The sequence below is a fragment of the Paenibacillus ihuae genome (genome assembly GCF_001368795.1).
Taxonomy (GTDB): Bacteria; Bacillota; Bacilli; order Paenibacillales; family Paenibacillaceae; genus Paenibacillus_AQ; species Paenibacillus_AQ ihuae.
Map to the genome: position 1 here is coordinate 452,299 of NZ_LN831198.1, position 3,178 is coordinate 455,476.

Consider the following 3,178-nt stretch of genomic DNA (forward strand, 5'->3'; position numbering starts at 1 on the left):
CTGTAACCATGAATGAGGTCTGCACTGCGGCTAAAGTAAGCAAAGGGAGCCTGTATCACCATTTTCCCAGCAAGGATGAGCTGTTTCTGTATGTGGTTGAAGATGACACGGAGCAGTGGCTCTCGGAGTGGGAAGACATTCAAAGCAGACTCAGCGGGGTTGAGGAGCGCCTTTATGCGCTCGGCGAGCATTACGCGAATGATTATCAGAATCCGCTGATCCGCGGACTTGAGGAATATGCAAGATCCCGTACCCATTCGGATGAAATCTATCAGCGGCTCACGCGGCTGTATGAATCCGGTGCAGCGGCCTGCCGCAATCTCCTCAAGGAAGGAATGGACTCGGGCTGTCTGATTCAGAAGGATCTGGATCATTATGTGGTCATTGTCAGCGGCATGCTGGAGGGGATCGGCAGAGTCAGCGAAATTACAGCACCGTCGGAGGGACCGGTAGAGATTAAGAAGTATTACCGGGATGCTATCAGCCTGCTGCTGCAGGGAATCCGTGCCAATTAGGCATTGAGAAGCGTATTGCCAAGCAGCCGGCATAACGAACGGATTGGATAGGGGTTTTCATGTCTCTAATTAGACCGGATGGTCGGTCTTATATTGCGGGTGAGATTTTTTTGAAGCTGTAGGAATGGCATCTGGCGGATAAGCGGATATTGAACATGGGAAATTTTTTTTTGCATAACTGAATGTGTTATTACGGAGGGAATACAATGTCACTACTGTTAAGAAACCGCGGCGCGATGCTGATGCTGATGATTAGTATATTTTTGACCTTTACCGGGATCGGCCTGGTCGTTCCGATTCTGCCTACTTACATGAATGAGCTGCATATCGGGGGCAGTGTCGTCGGCATGCTGGTGGCTGCATTTTCGCTGACCCAGCTGATCGTGTCGCCGCTTGCCGGCAGGATGTCTGACCGGATGGGCCGTAAAAGAATTATTGTCCTGGGACTGATTGTTTTTGCGTTCTCTGAGCTTGCCTTTGGGGTAGCCCATCAGCCGTGGATGCTGTTTGTGGCCCGGATGCTAGGCGGCATTGGAGCGGCGATGATTATGCCTGCAGTTATGGCTTATGTGGCGGATACCACTTCCATGGATGAACGGGCCAAAGGCATGGGACTGATCAACGCGGCCATAACTACAGGATTTATTATCGGACCGGGAATCGGCGGCTATCTGGCTGAGTTCGGCATCCGGGTACCGTTCTTCGCGGCTGCTGTAGCGGCGGCGTTTGTAGCTATCATCACGTTTATTTTACTGCCGGAGTCACGTGCTGCTGCGGTTCATGACCCTGCTTCCGGACAGCAAAAGAGTGAGAGCCTTGTAGCCCAATTGCTGCGTTCTTACCGTGAACCGTATTTTATCGGACTGATTATTGTGTTCGTTATGTCCTTCGGCCTCGCGAATTATGAAACGGTGTTTGGACTGTTTGTTGATCATAAATTCGGCTTCACACCCAAGGATATCGCGTTTGTACTGACCTTTGGCTCGATTGCCGGTGCTGTGGTTCAGCTGACTGTCTTTAGCTGGATTCTGAACCGTTTTGGTGAAAACCGGGTGATCTCCGTCTGCCTGCTGGCTTCGGGTGTGTTCATTCTCCTGACCCTGTTTGTCCATGGGTATTTTGCAATCATGGCCGTGACGTTCATCGTGTTCCTCGCCATGGATATCCTGCGCCCGGCTGTCGGCACCCAGCTGTCCAAAATGGCTGGTGAGTCGCAGCAGGGCTTTGTGATGGGCATGAACTCTGCCTATACGAGTCTCGGCAACATTGCCGGTCCGATTGTGGCTGGAATCCTGTTCGATCTGGACATTAATTATCCGTACGGTGCAGCTGCGCTTGTACTGGTTCTGTGCTTCCTGATGTCGCTTGGCACCGGTAAGCGGATGGCCCGTCGCAGTGTGCAGGCGAAATAACCATATGGCCGGGTGGTGTGGTGATGCATTATCCGGCTAACTTTGGTACAGCGGCAATCTGTGATACTATTTTATGTAGAGAATTTATGATACTAGCACGTTTACGGAAAGAGGGATACTATTGGCAGCAGAGAATATGAATGCCGGTAATCTGCAGGAGGATGCGGCTATCCGGCAGGAACAGGAACTGATACTCGCGGCAATTGCCAAGGAGCTGGGAATCAGCCTGAAGCAGGTGCGGACGACGGTTGGGCTTTTGGATGAAGGGAACACCATTCCGTTTATTGCGCGGTACCGCAAAGAAATGACCGGTGAGCTGGATGAAAATGCGCTGCGCGATATTGAAGAACGGCTCGGTTACCTGCGCAATCTGGGGGACCGCAAGAAGGATGTCATCCGCAGCATTGAGGAGCAGGGTAAGCTGACACCGGAGCTGCATCAGCAGATTATGAGGGCGGTCAAGCTGCAGGAAGTAGAGGATCTGTATCGTCCGTTCAAGCAGAAGCGCAAGACAAGAGCGAGTGTGGCTAAGGAGAAAGGGCTGGAGCCGCTGGCGGATTGGGTTATGGAGCAGCGCCGGCAGGGTTCTCCGCTAGAAGAGGCCGCTAAATATATAGATGCAGATAAAGGTGTGGAGAGTGCCGAGCTGGCGCTGCAGGGTGCGATGGATATTATCGCCGAGAATATTGCCGATGATCCGGCGATCCGTGCGTGGGTCCGCCAGTATACGGCCAGCCAAGGGATTCTGGTCTCCGAGGCCAAGGATGCCGCGCAGGAGAGTGTATACGAGAACTACTATAGTTACCGTGAACCGGTACATAAAATGCCGCCGCACCGTATTCTCGCGATTAACCGCGGAGAACGGGAGGGTGTGCTCAAGGTCGGCATTGAGGTAGTCCCGGACAAGATTCATGCCTTCATCACGCGCAAGCTGATCAAAGGGCCATCCCCGGTCAAGGAGCTGCTGGAAGCCGTAACAGAGGATTCCTATAAACGGCTGATTGCCCCGTCGGTAGAGCGTGAGGTGCGCGGGGAAATGACCGAGAAGGGGGAAACACAGGCGATTTCGATCTTCTCCGGCAATCTGCGCAGCCTGCTGCTCCAGCCGCCGGTCAGGGGCCTGAGCGTGCTTGGCGTGGACCCGGCTTACCGCACCGGCTGCAAGCTTGCCGTGGTGGACGACACCGGCAAGCTGCTGGAGGTGGCGGTCACGTATCCGACGCCGCCGAACAACAAGAAGAAAAGAGGCGG

3 protein-coding genes are annotated in these 3,178 nt (G+C 53.6%); all 3 read left to right on the top strand.

The genetic code is table 11. The features are described 5' to 3' along the window. The coding region (locus tag AQR02_RS02090) for a TetR/AcrR family transcriptional regulator (protein ID WP_082451573.1) at positions 1–515 on the top strand (515 nt) is incomplete at its 5' end. A gap of 206 nt (positions 516–721) precedes the next feature. Continuing rightward, on the top strand, positions 722–1,927 hold the full coding sequence (locus tag AQR02_RS02095; RefSeq protein ID WP_054939183.1) for an MFS transporter: 1,206 nt from the start codon (positions 722–724) through the stop codon (positions 1,925–1,927). Positions 1,928–2,063: 136 nt separating this feature from the next. After that, positions 2,064–3,178: Tex-like N-terminal domain-containing protein (locus tag AQR02_RS33390; RefSeq protein WP_280818639.1), on the top strand; the 1,115-nt coding region annotated here is incomplete at its 3' end.